This window comes from Rhizobium sp. BK591, from assembly GCF_014195045.1.
Lineage (GTDB): Bacteria > Pseudomonadota > Alphaproteobacteria > Rhizobiales > Rhizobiaceae > Rhizobium > Rhizobium anhuiense.
This window is the reverse complement of record NZ_JACIAZ010000009.1, coordinates 134,422-152,874: the sequence shown is the minus strand read 5'-3', so window position 1 is coordinate 152,874 and position 18,453 is coordinate 134,422. Positions and strand designations below refer to the sequence as shown.

The following is an 18,453-nucleotide window of genomic DNA, read 5'->3' as shown; positions in this document are numbered from 1 at the left end:
CATAGATATCACCACTGGAGTTGTGCGTCAATCCGCCGCATAAACTCAAAAGGAGAGTTCACGGCATAGGCCGAGCAGGCATACAAAAAACCCCGCCGAAGCGGGGTTCTTTGCGAAAGGAATAATCAGTTGTTATGCGCGGCGCAGGCCTCATCCATCGGCGTGGCGTTGCTCGTACCGCCCTGCGTCTGAAGATTGTCGGAGTTGTTGACCGGATTGGGGCACTTGGGCCTGTTGGTTTTCATAGTGCCGGTGGTCGTGGAGCCGGTCGTGGTGGTATCGGTCACCATCGGCTTTTTGGCCTTCATATCGCCGCTTGCACCGCCACCTTGATCGGCCTGGTTTTTATCGATCGTGGCGCCGGCTGGTGCCGGATTGGACTGTGCGAAAGCAGACGTGGCCATGCCGATGGCGACAAGCGAAGCTGCTATGAGTTTCATACGCATCCTGATGTCCTCCTTGGGATCTTTGCGTGATCAGGCAGAACCTCGCCCACAGCTCATTGTTCCGCATTTCCTGCTTACAAACATCCCATAAGCTCTGGAGCCCGGTCGCGACCAAGGATCAAGGGCGAGGGTGAGACAGAGTCAGGAAGTGAGTGATGGCCAGGCGTGCCGGCCAGCGGCGACCGCGTTCGTGAAGGTTACTTCGCGTAAAGCGCACGCGAGCGCTCGAGATGCTTGAGGAGGGTCGTTTCCGAGCCATCCACGTCGTTTGCTTCAAGGCGGTCGACAATCTCGTCGTGTTCGACCAGCGTGAATTTTTCCTTGCCGGTCCAGATCAGCATCTCGGTATGATATTCCTTCAGCCAGGCAAGCATCGCTTCGCTGACGGCGACGTAGATCGGATTGCCTGAGATCTGGGCGATGCGGGTGTGGAATTCCATGTCCGCGTCAATGAACTCTTCCGCCCGCCCAAGCGACATGCGCTGACGTTCGATGATGTTCCTGAGATCAGCGATATCGCTGGCAGAGGCGCGCTGCGCGGCCTCGCGCGCCATGCCTCGTTCGAAGAAGATGCGGGCACTTTTGAGATGCTCCAGCGAATCCGCCGATTGCGACAGCATGATCTTGGCGGTGAGATCAACCTGGCGGAATATCGATTTCGCCGTCAGCCTGAGAACCTTCGCCCGCTCGCCGTGCGAAATGCTGACAAGACCCTTGCTGGCAAGCGACTGCATGGCCTCCCTGATCGCCGGCCGGCCGACGCCGAAGCGTTCCATCAACACGCGTTCAGATGGCATTTCGTCGCCAGGCTGAAGCTCGCCCGAGGTGATCATTCGCTCAAGTCGATCAAACACTTCGTCAGAGAGTTTGCGGCGGACGATTTGTTCGAGGGGCTGGGTCATCACATCTCGCTGGCTCAAAATGTTTCCTCCTAGCAGTTTCCATGTCGAGAACAAAGCTGTCGACGAAAATTTGCGCATCCGAAAATTCTGCTTTTCATTAGTTGGAATACTCATTATACCAGATCACAAGTTGACGCCATGACAATCTGCGTGGCGAGAGGAGCAACCGTCCGTTTCATGATGATTACCCTGACCTACCGCATCGAGACGCCCGGAAGCGTCGAGGCGATGGCGGACAAGATCGCGAGCGACCAGTCGACCGGAACCTTCGTGCCCGTTCCCGGTGAAACCGAAGAGCTGAAGTCGCGGGTCGCCGCCCGCGTCCTGGCGATCCGCCCGCTCGAAGATGCACGTCATCCGACTTGGCCCGAGGTCGCCCCCGGCACGCTGCTCCATCGCGCCGATATCGACATCGCCTTTCCCCTCGAGGCGATCGGGACCGACCTCTCGGCTTTGATGACCATTGCAATCGGCGGCGTCTACTCCATCAAGGGCATGACCGGCATCCGCATCGTCGACATGAAGCTGCCAGACGCCTTCAGAAGCGCGCATCCAGGACCGCAGTTCGGCATCCCGGGAAGTCGCCGCCTCACCGGCGTCGAAGGTCGCCCCATCATCGGAACGATCGTCAAGCCGGCGCTCGGGCTGAGACCCCAGGAGACGGCCGCGCTCGTCGGCGAACTGATCGCATCGGGTGTCGACTTCATCAAAGACGACGAGAAGCTGACGAGCCCGGCCTATTCGCCGCTCAAGGATCGCGTCGCGGCGATCATGCCGCGCATTCTCGATCACGAACAAAAGAGCGGCAAGAAGGTGATGTATGCCTTCGGCATCTCGCATGCCGACCCCGACGAGATGATGCGCAATCACGACATCGTCGCTGCGGCCGGCGGCAACTGCGCCGTCGTCAACATCAACTCGATCGGCTTCGGCGGCATGAGCTTTCTGCGCAAGCGCTCCAATCTGGTGCTGCATGCGCATCGAAACGGCTGGGACGTGCTGACCCGCGATCCGGGCGCCGGCATGGATTTCAAGGTCTACCAGCAATTCTGGCGGCTGTTGGGGGTCGATCAGTTCCAGATCAACGGCATCAGGGTCAAATATTGGGAGCCGGACGACAGCTTCGTCTCGTCCTTCAAGGCCGTCAGCGCGCCGCTGTTTGATGCCGCCGATTGCCCGCTTCCGGTTGCCGGCTCCGGCCAGTGGGGCGGACAGGCACCGGAGACCTACCAGCGGACCGGCCGCACCGTCGATCTTCTCTATCTCTGCGGCGGCGGCATCGTCAGTCACCCCCATGGTCCGGCGTCCGGCGTTCGGGCCGTGCAGCAGGCGTGGCAGGCAGCCGTCGCCGGCATACCGCTGGAGATCTATGCGAGGGAACATCCGGAGCTTGCCGCCTCGATTGCAAAATTCAGCGACGGCAAGGGCGCGTGATTGCGATGGATGGACTTTTCGTCAGCTATTACGGCGATGACTTTACCGGTTCCACCGATGTCATGGAGGCCCTGGCATCGAACGGTGTCTCGACCGCGCTCTTCCTCGACGTTCCCACGCCGCAACTGCTCGCGCGTTTTAGCGATTGCCGCGCCATCGGCCTTGCCGGGACGAGCCGCAGCGAGACGCCGGAATGGATGCAGGAGCACCTTGCACATGCCTTCGAATGGCTGAATTCGCTTGGTGCCGCGATCTGTCACTACAAGGTCTGCTCGACCTTCGATTCCAGCCCTGGGATCGGCAGCATCGGCAAGGCGATCGAAATCGGCCGCGCGGTGTTCGGCCACTCCGTCGTTCCCGTCATCGTCGGCGCGCCGCAACTGAAACGCTACACAGCCTTCGGCAATCTCTTTGCCGCCTATCAGGGCCGGATCTTCCGCATCGACCGCCACCCCGTCATGAGCCGCCACCCGGTAACGCCGATGGACGAGGCGGATCTTGCGGTGCATCTCTCAAAGCAGACCCGTCTACCCGTCCTGGTCGCCGATCTCGTGGCGATCACCGCGGCGGACGCCGATCAACGGATCGACGAGCTGGCGTCGAGTTCCGAAGGCATCCTGCTCATCGATGTCGACTCCGAAGCGACACAGCAGGCCGCAGGTCAGCAGCTGCTCCGTGTCACCGGCCGTTCGGCAAGCTTTGTCGCCGGCTCGTCGGGGATCGAATATGCCCTGCTCAGCGCATGGCGGCGGAGCGGTTTCATCGACGACAGCAGGACCGAATTTCCCGATATCGGCCCCGTCGACCGCCTCGCCGTCGTGTCGGGCAGCGTCTCGCCGACCACCGAGCGCCAGATCCGCACCGCTGTCGAGAACGGCTTCGAGAGCATGGCGCTCGATCCGCTCGCCCTGGTCGGAGAGCATGGCCAAGGCGCGGTGGATGCAGCGGTCAAGGCAGGTGTCCAGAAGCTCCAGCAAGGCAAGAGCATCATCCTCCACACCGCACTTGGGCCGTCCGCGGACCGTGGCGCCGACATCGACAGGTTTCCGGGCGCGCGTCACCGGCTTGGGAGTGCACTCGGCACGATCTTGCGCCGCTTGATCGAAAGCGAAGAGCTGTCACGTGCCGTCGTTGCCGGCGGCGACACGTCCAGTCACGCCCTCAAGCAGTTGAAGGTCGACGCGCTGACGACGCTTCTGCCGCTGCCGCAAACTCCGGGTTCGCCGCTTTGCCTCGCCCATGGCGACTATCCGCCGACCAACGGCCTGCAGATCGCCCTCAAAGGCGGCCAGGTCGGCACCGACGGCTATTTCGCCCAGATCCGTGACGGGAGGAAGAGCTGAATGGTCCTTTGGGTCGGCACCAGCTTCAAGATGAACAAGACCTTGGAAGAAGCGCTCGCCTTCGCGCGCCGCCTCGCCCATGCAGACCGTGAACGCGACGTCCACGTGCAGCGCTTCGTCATTCCCTCCTTTACCTCAGTGCGCGAGGTCAAGCGCGCGCTTGCCGATACGTCGGTGAAGGTCGGCGCCCAGAACATGCACTGGGAGGACGCTGGCGCCTGGACTGGCGAGATTTCGCCTCTCATGCTGAAGGACTGTGAGCTCGACATGGTCGAGCTCGGCCATTCCGAACGGCGCGAGCATTTCGGGGAGACCGATGAAACCGTCGGCCTCAAGGTTTCGGCCGCCATCCGCCACGGCGTCACCCCGCTGATCTGCATCGGCGAGACATTGCAGGAGCGCCGGGAAGGTCAGGCCGACGCCGTGCTGCGGCGCCAGGTCGAGGCAGCCTTGAGGGGCATCGATACCGGCGCCGAACAGGCTACGGTCCTGCTCGCCTACGAACCCGTCTGGGCGATCGGCGTCAACGGTATTCCGGCAAACGCCGACTACGCCTCGGAGCGGCATGGAAGGATCGCCGAAGTGGCCAAAGCCATTCTTGGCCGTTCCGTGCCGGTGCTCTACGGCGGCAGCGTCAATCCGCAAAATTGCGAGGAACTGATCACCGAGCCGCATATCGACGGCCTGTTCATCGGCCGCTCCGCCTGGTTCGTCGACGGTTACCTCGACATTCTTCGCCGCGTCAGCGCGGCGATCAAAGGGTGATTTCCATGCCTGAAGGCGAGCGAAAGGAAACTGCTATGAAGATCGCAATCGGCGCGGACAGCGCAGGCAAACCGCTGCTGGATGTCATTGCCGCCCATCTCGCGCACAAGACCGACCTGGAAGTTCATGATCTCAGCCAGTCCGGCTTCTACGCCGACCTGTCGCAGCGCCTCGCGCAGACGATCGTCAACGGCGAACATCAACGCGGCATCCTGATCTGCGGAACCGGCATCGGCGTCTGCATTTCCGCCAACAAGGTGCCGGGCATCCGTGCCGCGCTGACGCACGACACCTATTCGGCGGAGCGCGCGGTAAAATCGAACAACGCCCAGATCATCACGATGGGAGCGCGCGTCATCGGACCGGAGCTGGCGAAATCGATCGTCGATGTCTGGCTTGCATCCGAATTCGACCCTGACGGCCCCTCGGCCGGAAATGTGCAGGCGATCGACCGGCTCGACGCCGAAAAACATTGATGGCGACAGATTAAGCAGTGATATGGTGATTGACTCATCATACCAGTATATGATCCTATCCAAACGGAAAAGGTGAGGAAACATGACTCAGATTGCCCTCTTCGGCGCAGGCGGAAAAATGGGATATCGGCTTGCCAAAAATCTCAAAGGCTCACGATTCCAAGTGCGCCATGTCGAGGTGAGCGACGCGGGCAAGGCCCGCTTGAAGAACGATCTCGGTCTTGATTGCGTGCCAGTCGATGCCGCACTCGATGGCGCCGATGTGGTGATCCTTGCCGTGCCGGACACGGCGATCGGCAAAGTCGCGGCAGGCATCGTCGACAAGCTCAGGTCAGGCACCATGGTGGTCGCGCTGGATGCTGCGGCTCCCTTTGCCGGCCATCTGCCGAAGCGTGACGACCTCACCTATTTCGTCACTCATCCCTGCCATCCGCCGATCTTCAACGACGAGACCGACATGCAGGCCAAGAAGGACCATTTCGGCGGCCTGTTCGCCAAGCAGCACATCGTTTCGGCGCTGATGCAGGGGCCTGACAGCGCCTATGCGCTTGGCGAGGAAATCGCCAAGCTCATCTGGGCTCCGGTCATGCGCTCGCACCGCGTCACGGTCGACCAGCTCGCCATGCTCGAACCCGGCCTGTCGGAAACTGTCTGCGCATCGCTGCTCGTCATCATGCGCCAGGCCATGGACGAATGCGTGGCCCGCGGCGTGCCGGAACAGGCCGCCCGCGACTTCCTGCTCGGCCATATGAACGTGCTCGGCGCCGTCATCTTCAAGGAAGTCGACGGGGTGTTCTCGGATGCCTGCAACAAGGCGATCGAGTTCGGCATCCCGGCGCTGATGCGCGACGACTGGAAGAAAGTATTCGAACCGCAGGAGATCGCCGAAAGCATCCGGCGCATCACCTGAATTCGGCTTGGAGGAGGCAAGCCCTCCTCCTCAACTGCTCCGGGAGACCGGACAACCGCTCCGAGGAGACGGGGCTTCATTCACAACAGGGAGGAAAAAATGAAACTGACGCGCAGACTGACACTTGCGGCTTTCGCCGGCGCCCTGGCGCTGGGAACGGCCATGCCGGCCTTTGCGGCCGATCTCATCGCCATCATCACACCGGCGCATGACAATCCCTTCTTCAAGGCCGAAGCCGTCGGCGCCGAAGCCAAGGCGAAGGAACTCGGCTACGAGACGCTGCTCATGACCCATGATGACGACGCCAACAAGCAGTCGGAAATGATCGACACGGCGATCGGGCGCGGCGCCAAGGCGATCATCCTCGACAATGCCGGAGCCGACGCCTCCGTCGCGGCCGTCAAGAAGGCCAAGGATGCCGGCATCCCCTCCTTCCTGATCGACCGCGAAATCAATGCGACGGGCGTGGCCGTCGCCCAGATCGTCTCGAACAACTATCAGGGCGCGCAGCTCGGGGCGCAGGAATTCGTCAAGCTGATGGGCGAGAAGGGCAATTACGTCGAGCTGGTCGGCAAGGAGTCCGACACCAATGCCGGCATCCGCTCGCAAGGCTACCACGACGTCATCGACGACTACCCGGACCTGAAGTCCGTCGCCAAGCAGTCGGCCAACTGGAGCCAGACGGAAGCCTATTCGAAGATGGAAACCATCCTCCAGGCTAATCCCGACATCAAGGGCGTCATTTCGGGCAACGACACCATGGCCATGGGTGCGATCGCAGCACTGCAGGCGGCCGGCCGCAAGGACGTGATCGTCGTCGGCTTCGACGGCTCCAACGACGTGCGTGACTCCATCAAGTCGGGCGGCATCAAGGCGACGGTGCTGCAGCCCGCCTATGCCCAGGCCCAGCTCGCGGTCGAACAAGCAGACGCCTACATCAAGACCAAGACGGCGCCAAAGGAAGAGAAGCAGTTGATGGATTGCGTTCTCATCAACGCCGACAACTCCGGCAAGCTCGAGACCTTCGCGCTGACGAACTGATCAGCCGCGAGATGCAGAGGGTGCGCGGCCGCGCCCTCTGCAATGCATTTCGCAAGACGTCGAGGTTCACAGCATGTTGAGAATGAAGGGCGCCCTCATCGCTGCCGTCGTGGCGGCGGCCTTGCCCGGTTGCAAGATCATCAAAACGCCGACGCCGGAGGAAAAGGCGGCGGCAGCGGCCAAGACCGCCTTCGACCCGAATGCAAAGGTCGAGGCGATCTGGCAGCCCGAGGTCGTGCCTTATTTCGAAAAGCGCGCTGGCGACCTGAAAGACGTCATGCAACTGGCTGCCTCCAGCCCTGATGCCGCGGGCGAGAAATACGGCAATCCCCGCAAGCAGAGCAGTTCGCCATGGACCTATGCGGTGAAGATCACCGGCAAGGTCGTGGCGGCCGATACGGACTCGCGCGCGGCAACGCTCGATGTCGACGCCGATGGCGACGGCAAGGCCGATGCAAAGGTCCAGATCGGGCCGGCGCTCCGCGGCACGGCGCTCCGCGACACGCTGGACTTCGTCAATTTCAACGAATTCAAGAACCAGATCGAATGGGCGCAGTTCGGCAAGGCGTTCAACGAGAAGGCCAACTCGGCCTTCCTGTCGGCCGTCCCGCGCGAGGACCTCGCCGGCAAGACGGTGACCGTGATCGGCGCCTTTCCGCTGCCGAAAAGCGGCGAGCTGCCGCTCGTGACACCTTCGGAATTGAGGGTGGGCTCATGACGGCGACAGAGGCACAAAAGGATGATGTCATCCTGCGCCTTGACGACGTGTCGAAGGTCTATTCGGGCATCGTCGCCGTCAAGCGCGCCAATCTGGAACTGCGCCGCGGTGCGGTGAACGTGCTCGTCGGCGAAAACGGCGCGGGCAAGTCGACGCTGATGAAGATCATCGCCGGCGTCGAGCGTCCGACGCATGGCCGCATCATCCTCGACGGTGAACCCGTCTCCTTCGACAGCCCAGCGGAAGCGCAGGCGCATGGCATCGGCATGATCTTCCAGGAGCTCAATCTCTTCGCCAACATGTCGGTCGCCGAGAACATCTTCGCCAGGCGCGAGATCACCCGCGGCCTGCTCGGCATCGACCACAAGGCGCAGGTGCAAAAGGCCAATGGCTTTCTCAAGCGCCTGGATGCCGGGATCGAGGCGGACACGATGGTCGAGGATCTGCCGATCGGCCAGCAGCAACTCGTCGAAATCGCCAAAGCGATGTCGCTAAATGCCCGGATCCTGATCATGGACGAGCCGACGTCGGCGCTTTCGGCGGCCGAAGTCGACATCCTGTTCAAGGTGATCGCGGAACTGAAGGCTCAAGGAGTTGCGATCGTCTATATCTCACATCGGCTCGAAGAGCTGATGCGGATCGGTGACTATATCACCGTGCTGCGTGACGGCCAGGTCACCGGCGAGGCGATGGTGCGCGACATCGATACGCGCTGGATCGTTCGCTCGATGATCGGCTCGGATGCCAAGGACTTTGCAAAATCCGTCACCCATGCCGTTGGCGCCGAGGTCTTTCGCGCCGAAAACATCAGCCTTCCCAGACCGACGGGCGGGCTGTCGGTCAACGATGTCTCGCTGTCGGTCAAGGCGGGAGAAATCCTCGGCATATACGGCCTGATGGGTGCGGGACGCAGCGAATTCTTCGAGTGTGTGATCGGCCGCCACGCACACTCGACCGGCAAGATCTTCATCGAGGGCAAGCAGGTTCGCGCCCGCGACACCACCCGGCGCATCCGCCGCGGCCTTGCGCTCATTCCGGAAGACCGGCAGCGCGAGGGTCTGGTCCAGGTGCTCTCGATCGCTTCCAACCTGACGCTGGCGAGCCTTGGCCGCTTCGCCCGGCTCTTCCATATCGACAGCGGTGCCGAGAAGAGCGCCGTCCAGGAGGCCATCCGCGATCTTTCGATCAAGGCGCCGAACCCGGATTTCGAGGTGACCTCGATGTCGGGCGGCAACCAGCAGAAGGTCGTTATCGGTAAGGCATTAATGACCAATCCGAAAGTGCTGCTGATGGACGAGCCGAGCCGCGGCATCGATGTCGGCGCCAAGGCCGACGTCTTCCGCACCATGCGGCGGCTGGCGGCAAACGGGCTCGCCATTCTGTTTTCGACCTCCGACCTCGAGGAGGTCATGGCGCTTTCCGATCGCATCGCGGTCTTGAGCAACGGCCAGCTGGTCGCCGTCTTCGACCGGAACGAGGCGACGGAAGACGCCATCATCGCGGCTTCGGCCAAGGGACACGGACATCAAGGGAAACTCGCGTCATGATGGCGGCTACGTCAACCACTCTTGCGCCGAAAGGCGCCAACGGCTCGGCGCTTCTGACGCTGATGAAGCTCAGGACCTTCATCGCGCTTTTCGCCGTGATCATCTTCTTTGCGATCTTCGCGCCGAACTTCACCTCGACGGCGAACATGATCCTGATGTCGAAGCATGTGGCGCTGAACGCCTTCCTGGCGATGGGCATGACCTTCGTCATCATCACCGGCGGCATCGACCTTTCCGTCGGATCGATCGTCGGGTTGTGCGGCATGGTCGCCGGCGGCCTGATCCTTTACGGTATCGAATTGCCGATCGGCTACACGATCTATTTCAACCTCTTCGAGATCGTGCTGATCACGCTGTCGATCGGTCTCGTCATCGGCCTTATCAACGGCCTGCTGATCACCAAACTCAACGTCGCGCCCTTCATCGCCACGCTCGGCACGCTCTATGTCGCCCGCGGTCTCGCCTTGCTGTCATCGGACGGCCAGACCTTTCCGAACCTCGTCGGCCGGCCCGAATATGCCACGACCGGTTTCGACTTCTTCGGCGCGGGGCGCATTCTCGGCTTGCCGGTGTCGATCTGGATCCTGATCGTGCTGGCACTCGCGGCTGCCTATGTCGCCCGCTCGACGCCGATCGGCCGTCATATCTTCGCCGTCGGCGGCAATGAGCGGGCCGCGCGCATGTCCGGTATCCGGGTCGATGTGGTGAAGATCTTCGTCTACATGTTTTCCGGACTTTGCGCCGCCATCGTCGGCGTCGTCATTTCCTCCGAACTGATGGCCGCCCATCCGGCGACCGGCGAAAGCTTCGAACTCAATGCGATTGCCGCAGCCGTGCTCGGCGGCACCTCGATGTCGGGTGGCCGCGGCACGATCGGCGGCACGATCATCGGCGCTTTCGTCATCGGCATCCTCTCCGACGGGCTTGTCATGATGGGCGTCTCCTCCTTCTGGCAGATGGTCATCAAGGGCCTCGTCATCATCATTGCCGTCGTGGTCGATCAGGCCCAGCGGCGCCTGCAGCAGCGCGTCACCCTCATGCAGATGGCAAAGGCAGGCTGAGATGACCGAGTTGAAGGGGGCTTTGATCGGCTGCGGTTTCTTCGCGATCAACCAGATGCACGCCTGGAAAGATGTCGAAGGTGCTGACATCGTCGCGATCTGCGATCGCGATCCGGAGCGGCTGAAGGTCGTCGGCGACCAGTTCGGTATCGATCGCCGCTACCGCGATGCCGAGGCCATGTTTGCCGATGGCGGCTTCGATTTCGTCGACATCGCCACGACGGTCCAGAGTCACCGCGCTCTGGTGGAAATGGCCGCAGTGAATAAGGTGCCGGCCATCTGCCAGAAACCCTTCGCCAAGACGCTGTCGGATGCAAAGGCGATGGTCGAGGCTTGCCGCAATGCCGGCGTGGCCCTGATGGTGCACGAGAATTTTCGCTGGCAGACGCCGATCCAGGCGGTCCGCAAGGCGCTCGATGCTGGCGCCATCGGCACGCCCTTCTGGGGCCGCTTCTCCTTCCGCTCGGGTTACGACGTCTTCTCCGGCCAGCCGTATCTTGCCGAAGGCGAGCGCTTCATCATCGAAGATCTCGGCATTCATACGCTCGATATCGCCCGCTATATCCTCGGCGATATCAGATCACTGACGGCCCGCACCAAACGGGTCAATCCCAAGATCAAGGGCGAGGATGTCGCAACCATTCTGCTCGATCATGAAAACGACGCCACGTCGGTGGTCGACGTCAGCTACGCCACCAAGCTCTCGAAAGAGCCGTTTCCCGAAACGCTGATCGAGCTCGACGGCTCCGAGGGCACGATCCGCCTGACCCAGGGCTACCGCCTTGAAATCGCCCACGGCAGGGGCACCACCACAATGGATGTCTCTCCGAAGTTGTTGTCCTGGGCCTCGCGGCCTTGGCACAACATCCAGGAGAGCGTCTATGCGATCCAGCAGCATTGGGTCGATCAAATCAAGCGCGGCGCGGAGCACTCGACCTCGGGGGCCGATAATCTGAAGACCTTCGCCCTCGTCGAGGCCGCCTATGACAGCGCTGCCAGGGGACAGACGATCGATGTCGGAGCGATGCTGCGATGACGATCAATGCGTTCCAGCTCTACGGCACCCACCTGGTCGAGAGGCCGCCGGTTCGGCTGAGGGCCGGAAAGCTGACCGCCGACCTCGCCGATGGCAACCTCCGCGCGATCCGCTACGACGGCATCGAGGTGCTACGGGCGATTTCTTATCTCGTTCGCGACCGGGACTGGGGCACCTACAGCCCTGAAATCGTCGATCTCAGGATCGAGCAGAAGGAAGACCGTTTCGAAGTCGCTTATCAGGCCCGCTGCGAGGGACCCGGCGACACGAGGCTCGTTATCGATGTTCGCATCGCGGCATATCAGGACCGGCTCGATTTCGAGGGCGAAGCCATGACCGAGACCGGCTTCGAGACCAACCGCTGCGGCTTCTGCATCCTGCATCCAATCGTCGGCGTGGCGGGTTCGCCGGCCAAGGTCGAGCATGTCGACGGGGAGATCGTGACGACACGGTTCCCCGATGTCATCGAACCCTGGCAACCATTCAAGGACATGCGCGCCATCACCCACCGGGTCATGCCTGACGTTCAGGCTGAATGCCGGATGGAGGGCGACACCTTTGAAATGGAAGATCAAAGAAACTGGTCGGACGCATCCTATAAGACATATGTCAGACCGCTCGCTCTGCCCTGGCCCTACCAGATCTCTGCCAACCAACCTGTCCGGCAAAAGACGTCGCTTGTTATCAGAGACACCAGGCATTCCGCACCGCGCTTCGCGCCTGCGACCTTGGGCGGCGCGATAAAACTCAAGCTTGGAGAGCGGACCGGCATCATGCCCGATATCGGCGTGATCGTGACGCCTGAGGAGGCCGATGCGACGCTCATGGCAAAGGCCGTCCTGTCGGAGATCGCGCCGCGGGAACTCCTCTTTCATTTCGATCCGGATGCCGGGCATGCCGCCGAAGCACTGAAGACTTTTACCGCGATCGCCGCCGTCCACCGCGGCCGCTCGACGCTGGAGATCGCCCTCCCCTGCAAATCGTCGCCGGCAAGCGAGGCGGCCGAGATCGCCCACCAAATGCAGCTGGCGGCATTCAAGCCGGATGCGATCATGATCTCGCCATCCGTCGACCGGCAATCGACGCCGCCCGGCAGCACATGGCCGGATTGCCCGCCTTTGGACGCGGTCTATGCCGCCGCCCGCGCCGCCTTTCCCGGTATTCGCATCGGCGGCGGCATGCTGAGCTATTTCACCGAACTCAACCGCAAGCGCGCGCCGGATGGGCAGCTCGACTTCGTCAGCCACTGCACCAACCCCATCGTGCATGCGGCCGACGATCTCAGCGTCATGCAGACATTGGAAGCGCTGCCCTTCATCACCCGCTCCGTTCGTGCCATCTACGGCGACAAGCCCTACCGGATCGGCCCCTCGACGATCCCGATGCGGCAGAACCCCTATGGCAGCCGCACAATGGATAATCCCATGGGCGCACGCATACCCATGGCCAACCGCGACCCGCGCCACAACGGCCGTTTCGCGGAAGCTTTCGCACTCGGTTACGCAATCAGAGTGCTGGATGCCGGTCTCGAATGCCTGACGCTCTCGGCCTTGACCGGTCCGTTCGGTCTGATTGCCGGTCCGGCCGAGCCGATCGAGCAGGGTGGGCGGCGTCCGCTGTTCAATGCGGTGCGGACTTTGTCCGCCTTGGCTGGTGCATTCTGGCAGGAATGCATCTCGTCCTCGCCCTCCGAAGTGCTGTCTTTCGTTGCGCGGGACGCCGCAGGAAACAGGCTCCACGTCGTCAATCTGACGAGCGGAGAGCGAAGAGTCGATTACCCCGCATCGGGGAAGGATCTGCTGCTCGCACCCTTCGCCACCGCGGTCTTGCCGCTGGCGGATTGACCTCCGGCGCATCAGCCGCATCTATGCAATCGGAGCTCACTGGGGAGGATCGGCGTGAAGACGAAGAAGCTTATCAATTCCGGCGCAGATGCCGTCGATGAGATGCTGCAAGGGATCCTCGCGGCGCATCCACGCCATCTTTACGCAGTCGAAGACATGCCCCGCGCGATCATTGCCAGAAACGGACCGCGCAAAGGCAAGGTCGGCCTGGTCATCGGCGGCGGATCCGGGCATGAGCCGACCTTTCTGGGGTTTGTCGGCAAGGGGCTGGCGGATGCCGCCGCGATCGGCAATGTCTTCGCCTCGCCGCCGCCCGATCCGATCATCGCCTGCGCCAAGGCGGTCGACGGCGGCGCCGGCGTCCTGTTCATGTACGGCAATTATGCCGGCGACGTGATGAATTTCGACATGGCCGCCGAGATGCTGGCGCTCGACGAGATCGAGGTCCGCACCGTCCTAACCACAGATGACGTGGCGTCCGCTCCTGCCGATCAGAGGGACAGGCGACGCGGCGTGGCGGGCAACGTCTTCATCTTCAAGGCCGCCGGAGCGGCATGCGATCTTCTCTACTCTTTCGACGATGTCGAGCGCGCCGCCCGCCATGCCAATGCACGAACCTATACGATGGGTGTGGCGCTCTCTCCCTGTTCGCTGCCCCAGACCCTCCGGCCGAACTTCCTGATCGGCGAGGACGAGATGGAGATCGGCATGGGAATCCATGGAGAGCCCGGCATGGCGCGCGAGCCGCTGAGGTCGGCCGATGCGGTGACCGACGAGCTGATGGACAACATTCTTCGGGAGATGAAGGCGGACCCAGGCGATCGTGTCGCCGTGCTTGTCAACTCGCTGGGTTCGACTCCGCTGATGGAGCTCTATATCATGATGCGGCGCGTGAAGTCCCGGCTCGACGATGCCGGGCTCGTCATCCACACGTCGCTCGTCGGCAACTATTGCACCTCGCTCGAAATGGCCGGCGCCTCGATCACCGTCATGCATCTCGACGACGAGCTTCAGCGGTTGATCGATCACCCGTGCGATTGCGCGATGTTTGCGAGGTGATCGATGACGATTACCACCAAAGACCTGCAACAGCTGTTTGCCGGGATTGCCGAGGATATCGCGGCAGAGCGCGACCATCTTTGCGAGCTCGACGGCGCCATCGGCGATGGCGATCACGGCCTTGCCATGGACGGAGGCTGTCAGGCTGCCGCCAAGGCGGTCGGCGCGCTCGATGTGGAAACAGCACCGACGCTGCTATTCAACGTTGCGGCAAAGGCATTCCTGAATGCGGTCGGCGCTTCGTCCGGCCCCTTATATGCCACGGCCTTCATGCGCGCCGCGGCCGCAGCCAAGGACAGGCAGACCTTGACCGATGACGATTTCGTCCGCGTTTTCGCAGCCATGGCGACGGGAATCCAGGAACGCGGAAAGGCCGAAGCCGGTGAAAAGACGATGGTCGACGCCTGGAAGCCCGCGGCCGATGCGGCACTTGATGCGTGGGGGACAGGAAAGCCGCTTCCCGAATGCCTCGACATGGCAGTGCATGCAGCCCGCGTCGGCTGTGACGCAACCAAAGACATGACGGCAGCGAAAGGACGGGCTTCGCGATTGGGAGACCGGGCTATCGGGCACATCGATCCCGGTGCGGCATCGGCGGTCATCATCATCGCCGCGATGGCCAAATTTGCTCGACGGCACGATGGTTAGCTCATCATACCAGTTGACATGTCAATGACTATCTGCAAAAAGGGTCCCGGCTTACAAGAGGAGGACGGTAATGCTGACCCTTTCTGCGAAATTGAAGACTGCGAGCATCGTTGCGATCGCCATGGCGTCACTTTCGGCAACACCGGTTCTTGCTGAAGACATCACGCTCTGGACCCTCAACTTCGACAATAATGCTGCCAATACGGCCCTGAAGAAGGTGGCGACGGACTTCGAAGCTGCAAATCCCGGGACGCATGTCGAGATCGTTCAGCGCGCCGTCGATGAACACAAGACCGCGCTCCGCGTCGCCGCGGGCTCGGACAAAGGACCCGACATTTATTTCAGCTGGGCGGGTCTCGGCCTCGGCGGCGAGTATGTGAAGGCCGGCCTGTCGCTGCCACTCGACAAGTATTACACCGAGTATAAGTGGAACGACGAATTGCTGCCGTCGGCTGCCGCTTTCGCCGACCTCTATACCGGCGGCAAGCACGGTGTTCCCTTCACCTTCAAGGGCGAAGCCGTCTACTACAATAAGAAGCTTTTCGAACAGGCCGGCATCAAAGAAGAGCCGAAGACCTACGAGGAACTCCTTGCCGCGGCCGATAAGCTGAAGGCCGCGGGCATCCCCGCCTTCACCTTTGGCGGCACGGTCAACTGGCACGTCATGCGCCTCATGGACGTTATCCTCGAAACCAAGTGCGGCGCCGAAAAGCACGACGCGCTGAAGGCGATGACGTTGGACTGGACCAAAGAACCCTGCGCGACGGATTCCTTCGCGGAGTTTGCGAAGTGGACGAAGGACTATACGCTGCAGCCGTTCATGGGCATCGACAACAAACAGTCCTACAGCCTCTTCACGGCCGGTCGTGCGGCGATGATGCTCGAAGGCGACTGGCTGGTCAGCCAACTCAACGGCTCCGGCGCCAATCTCGACGATTACGGCATCTTCCCCTTCCCCACAAATACCGACCGTCTCTACGGCTTTGCCGAGTACAATTACATCAGCACCAAGAGCAAGAACCCCGACATAGCGGCGAAATTTCTCGACTATTTCCTGTCGACGAAGGTGCAGCAGGATCTGCTCGGCCAGTTAAGCTCGACCTCCGTCAACAAGAACGTGCAGTATGCCAATCAGAAGCCGCTCGAAGCCGAATGGCTGGGCATCTTCCAGAAATACGGCAAGGTCTACATGAACGGCGACCAGGCCTTCCCGCTCGATGTCACGACGGAATATTTCCGCGTCATCAATGATGTCGCTTCCGGCAGCACCGAACCGGCCGAGGCGGCCAAGCAGTTGCAGAGCTTCATCGCCAGCAGAAGCTGATCCCTCCCAAGCGCCAGTCGATCGACCTCAGAGTTGATCGGCTGGCACATTCTTTCATCAGCTGGCAGCGGCTTTTCACTGCCAGGAGGAAAGCATGTCACTTCGACAATCGACACATGATCCGCGCATGCAAGCGCTCATCCTGCTCGTGCCGGCGCTGGCGATCTATGCGGTCTTCGCGCTCTACCCGATGCTCAACGTCGTGATCCTGAGTTTCCAGAAGTGGAACGGGCTCGATCCCAATCGGCAATTCGTCGGCCTTGCGAACTATTCGGCGATTTTCACGAAAGATCCGGTCTTCTGGGTGGCCTTCCGCAACACGGTGATCTGGACCGTGATGAGCCTGATCTTTCCGCCGCTGGTCGGCTTGATGCTGGCGCTCAGCCTCAACCAGAAGATCTTCGGCCGCAACAGCCTGAGGGCCATCTTCTATCTGCCTGTGATCATCGCGCCGATCGCCGTCGCCACCATGTGGAAATGGATGTACGATCCCTTCTTCGGCCTGTTCAGCCAGTTGCTCACCTCGTGGGGCATGCAGATCTGGATCAAGGATTGGCTGGGCAATAAGGATATCGCGCTTTATTCCGTCTTCGTCGCCTATCTCTGGCAGACGGTCGGCTTTTCGATGGTTCTGTTCCTGGCCGGCCTGCAGAACGTCTCTCAGACGCTCGTCGAAGCGGCGCGCATCGATGGCGCCGGTCGCTGGGCGGTGTTCAAACATGTGACATTGCCGGCGTTGCGCCCGACGATCACCATCGTCCTCGTTCTCTCCGTCATCTCGTCGCTGAAGGCTTTCGACATCGTCTACGGTTTGACGGGCGGCGGTCCGGCCCAGTCCACCCAGATGCTGGCGCTCTGGGCGTTCACGCAGGCGATGCAGATCTTCGATTTCGGGCGAGGTGCCGCGATATCCGTCGTGCTGCTGCTGATCACCATGGCCGTCGTCATTCCCTATCTCAGATGGACCCAGAAGCACGAGGAGGTCGAATCGTGACAGCAGTGCCGACCGACCATGCCGCTGTGCATCTCGAAGCCCAACCATCGTCGATGAAGCGCGATCCCGTTCTGATCGGCCTCTGGATAACGCTTGTCATCGTGGCGCTCGTCTGGGTCGCGCCATTCGTCTTCATCGTCTTCACCTCGCTGAAGACGCCGGCGGCGGTGACGAGCACCGGCGCCTTCATGCCGCCGGCCGAGCTTGCCTTCGAAAACTATGGCGCCGCATGGAGCCGCGGCAATTTCGCAAACTCCTTCTTCAACAGCGTCATCATCACCGTCATCAAGGTGCCGCTCGGCCTGTTCCTGTCGGCGATGGCCGCTTATGCCCTTGCCAAGATCAAGTTGAAGATCACCAAGGCGCTGCTGCTGCTCGTCGTGTTCGGCACGATGATCCCCTTCCAGGTGATGCTTGCGCCGCTCTTCACCCTGGTCAATTCCTTCGGCCTCATCGACACCTATCCGGGCGTCATCCTTCCCTACATCGCCTTCGGCGTTCCCTATCAGGTTTTCATCCTGCACGGCTTCTTCAAGGGCATTCCGAAGGAGCTATCGGAGGCAGCGCTGATCGACGGCGCCAGCCACTTCGTCATCTTCCGGCGGATCTTTCTGCCGGTATGCCTGCCCGTCCTCGCCGCACTGCTCATCCTCGACTTCGTTTCCACCTGGAACGAATTCGCCATGGCGCTGGTGCTGCTTCAGGACCAGCACATGTGGACGCTGCCGCTCGGCCTGATGTCGTTTCAGGGGCAGTTCTCCAGCAACTACGGCCAGCTCAACGCGGCGATCGTCATGACCGTGCTGCCGGCGACGATCGTCTATCTCATGTTCCAGCGCTACTTCGTCTCCGGCCTCACCTCCGGCGCCGTCAAAGGCTGATCACAAAATCATTCTACGAGGAGA

The 18,453-nt window shown here is 61.5% G+C and carries 18 protein-coding genes; 16 read left to right on the top strand and 2 right to left on the bottom strand.

Translation table 11 applies throughout. The features are described 5' to 3' along the window. Positions 1 to 125 precede the first annotated feature (125 nt). On the bottom strand, positions 126 to 446 hold the full coding sequence (locus tag FHX10_RS31155; protein ID WP_047616774.1) for a hypothetical protein: 321 nt from the start codon (positions 444 to 446) through the stop codon (positions 126 to 128). Positions 447 to 643: 197 nt separating this feature from the next. Then, positions 644 to 1,348, bottom strand: a complete 705-nt coding sequence (locus FHX10_RS31150; protein ID WP_028756917.1) for a transcriptional regulator NanR — start codon at positions 1,346 to 1,348, stop codon at positions 644 to 646. 177 nt (positions 1,349 to 1,525) lie between these two features. On the opposite strand from FHX10_RS31150, the gene oiaX reads away from it, so the two are divergent. The 16 genes from oiaX (at position 1,526) to FHX10_RS31070 (ending at position 18,429) form a co-directional block, all read left to right on the top strand. Then, on the top strand, positions 1,526 to 2,782 hold the full coding sequence (gene oiaX / locus FHX10_RS31145) for a 3-oxo-isoapionate-4-phosphate decarboxylase OiaX (RefSeq protein WP_063474077.1): 1,257 nt from the start codon (positions 1,526 to 1,528) through the stop codon (positions 2,780 to 2,782). A gap of 5 nt (positions 2,783 to 2,787) precedes the next feature. Beyond that, entirely contained in the window at positions 2,788 to 4,125 is a 1,338-nt protein-coding gene (locus FHX10_RS31140) for a four-carbon acid sugar kinase family protein (protein WP_183845278.1), read from the top strand. Next, positions 4,126 to 4,890: a triose-phosphate isomerase gene (locus FHX10_RS31135; protein ID WP_183845277.1), complete on the top strand. Its 765-nt coding sequence runs from the start codon at positions 4,126 to 4,128 to the stop codon at positions 4,888 to 4,890. It begins immediately after the preceding gene. 35 nt (positions 4,891 to 4,925) lie between these two features. Continuing rightward, positions 4,926 to 5,366 (top strand): RpiB/LacA/LacB family sugar-phosphate isomerase, encoded by a 441-nt coding sequence (locus FHX10_RS31130; RefSeq protein WP_127430812.1) that lies wholly within the window; start codon positions 4,926 to 4,928, stop codon positions 5,364 to 5,366. 82 nt (positions 5,367 to 5,448) lie between these two features. After that, positions 5,449 to 6,276, top strand: a complete 828-nt coding sequence (locus tag FHX10_RS31125) for a phosphogluconate dehydrogenase C-terminal domain-containing protein (RefSeq protein WP_028757645.1) — start codon at positions 5,449 to 5,451, stop codon at positions 6,274 to 6,276. 99 nt (positions 6,277 to 6,375) lie between these two features. Beyond that, positions 6,376 to 7,317, top strand: a complete 942-nt coding sequence (locus FHX10_RS31120) for a D-ribose ABC transporter substrate-binding protein (RefSeq protein ID WP_028757644.1) — start codon at positions 6,376 to 6,378, stop codon at positions 7,315 to 7,317. A gap of 73 nt (positions 7,318 to 7,390) precedes the next feature. Then, on the top strand, positions 7,391 to 8,035 hold the full coding sequence (locus FHX10_RS31115) for a DUF2291 family protein (protein ID WP_047616917.1): 645 nt from the start codon (positions 7,391 to 7,393) through the stop codon (positions 8,033 to 8,035). Next, positions 8,032 to 9,582 (top strand): sugar ABC transporter ATP-binding protein, encoded by a 1,551-nt coding sequence (locus FHX10_RS31110; RefSeq protein WP_183845276.1) that lies wholly within the window; start codon positions 8,032 to 8,034, stop codon positions 9,580 to 9,582. The genes FHX10_RS31115 and FHX10_RS31110 overlap by 4 nt, the downstream gene beginning before the upstream one ends. Then, positions 9,579 to 10,643 carry an ABC transporter permease gene (locus tag FHX10_RS31105; protein ID WP_028757638.1) on the top strand — a complete coding sequence of 355 codons (1,065 nt, stop codon included), beginning with the start codon at positions 9,579 to 9,581 and terminating at the stop codon, positions 10,641 to 10,643. The genes FHX10_RS31110 and FHX10_RS31105 overlap by 4 nt, the downstream gene beginning before the upstream one ends. Before the next feature lies 1 nt (position 10,644). Then, entirely contained in the window at positions 10,645 to 11,679 is a 1,035-nt protein-coding gene (locus tag FHX10_RS31100) for a Gfo/Idh/MocA family protein (RefSeq protein ID WP_097595396.1), read from the top strand. Then, positions 11,676 to 13,523 (top strand): hypothetical protein, encoded by a 1,848-nt coding sequence (locus tag FHX10_RS31095; RefSeq protein WP_183845275.1) that lies wholly within the window; start codon positions 11,676 to 11,678, stop codon positions 13,521 to 13,523. Before FHX10_RS31100 ends, FHX10_RS31095 begins: the two co-directional genes overlap by 4 nt. A gap of 54 nt (positions 13,524 to 13,577) precedes the next feature. Then, positions 13,578 to 14,582 (top strand): dihydroxyacetone kinase subunit DhaK, encoded by a 1,005-nt coding sequence (locus FHX10_RS31090; protein ID WP_184390689.1) that lies wholly within the window; start codon positions 13,578 to 13,580, stop codon positions 14,580 to 14,582. A gap of 3 nt (positions 14,583 to 14,585) precedes the next feature. After that, a complete protein-coding gene (gene dhaL / locus FHX10_RS31085; protein ID WP_184390686.1) occupies positions 14,586 to 15,230 on the top strand; it encodes a dihydroxyacetone kinase subunit DhaL in 645 nt (214 codons plus the stop codon). A gap of 70 nt (positions 15,231 to 15,300) precedes the next feature. After that, a complete protein-coding gene (locus tag FHX10_RS31080) occupies positions 15,301 to 16,554 on the top strand; it encodes an ABC transporter substrate-binding protein (RefSeq protein ID WP_047616751.1) in 1,254 nt (417 codons plus the stop codon). 94 nt (positions 16,555 to 16,648) lie between these two features. Further along, on the top strand, positions 16,649 to 17,548 hold the full coding sequence (locus tag FHX10_RS31075; RefSeq protein ID WP_184390683.1) for a carbohydrate ABC transporter permease: 900 nt from the start codon (positions 16,649 to 16,651) through the stop codon (positions 17,546 to 17,548). Beyond that, positions 17,545 to 18,429, top strand: a complete 885-nt coding sequence (locus tag FHX10_RS31070; RefSeq protein WP_028756742.1) for a carbohydrate ABC transporter permease — start codon at positions 17,545 to 17,547, stop codon at positions 18,427 to 18,429. Before FHX10_RS31075 ends, FHX10_RS31070 begins: the two co-directional genes overlap by 4 nt. Positions 18,430 to 18,453: the final 24 nt, after the last annotated feature.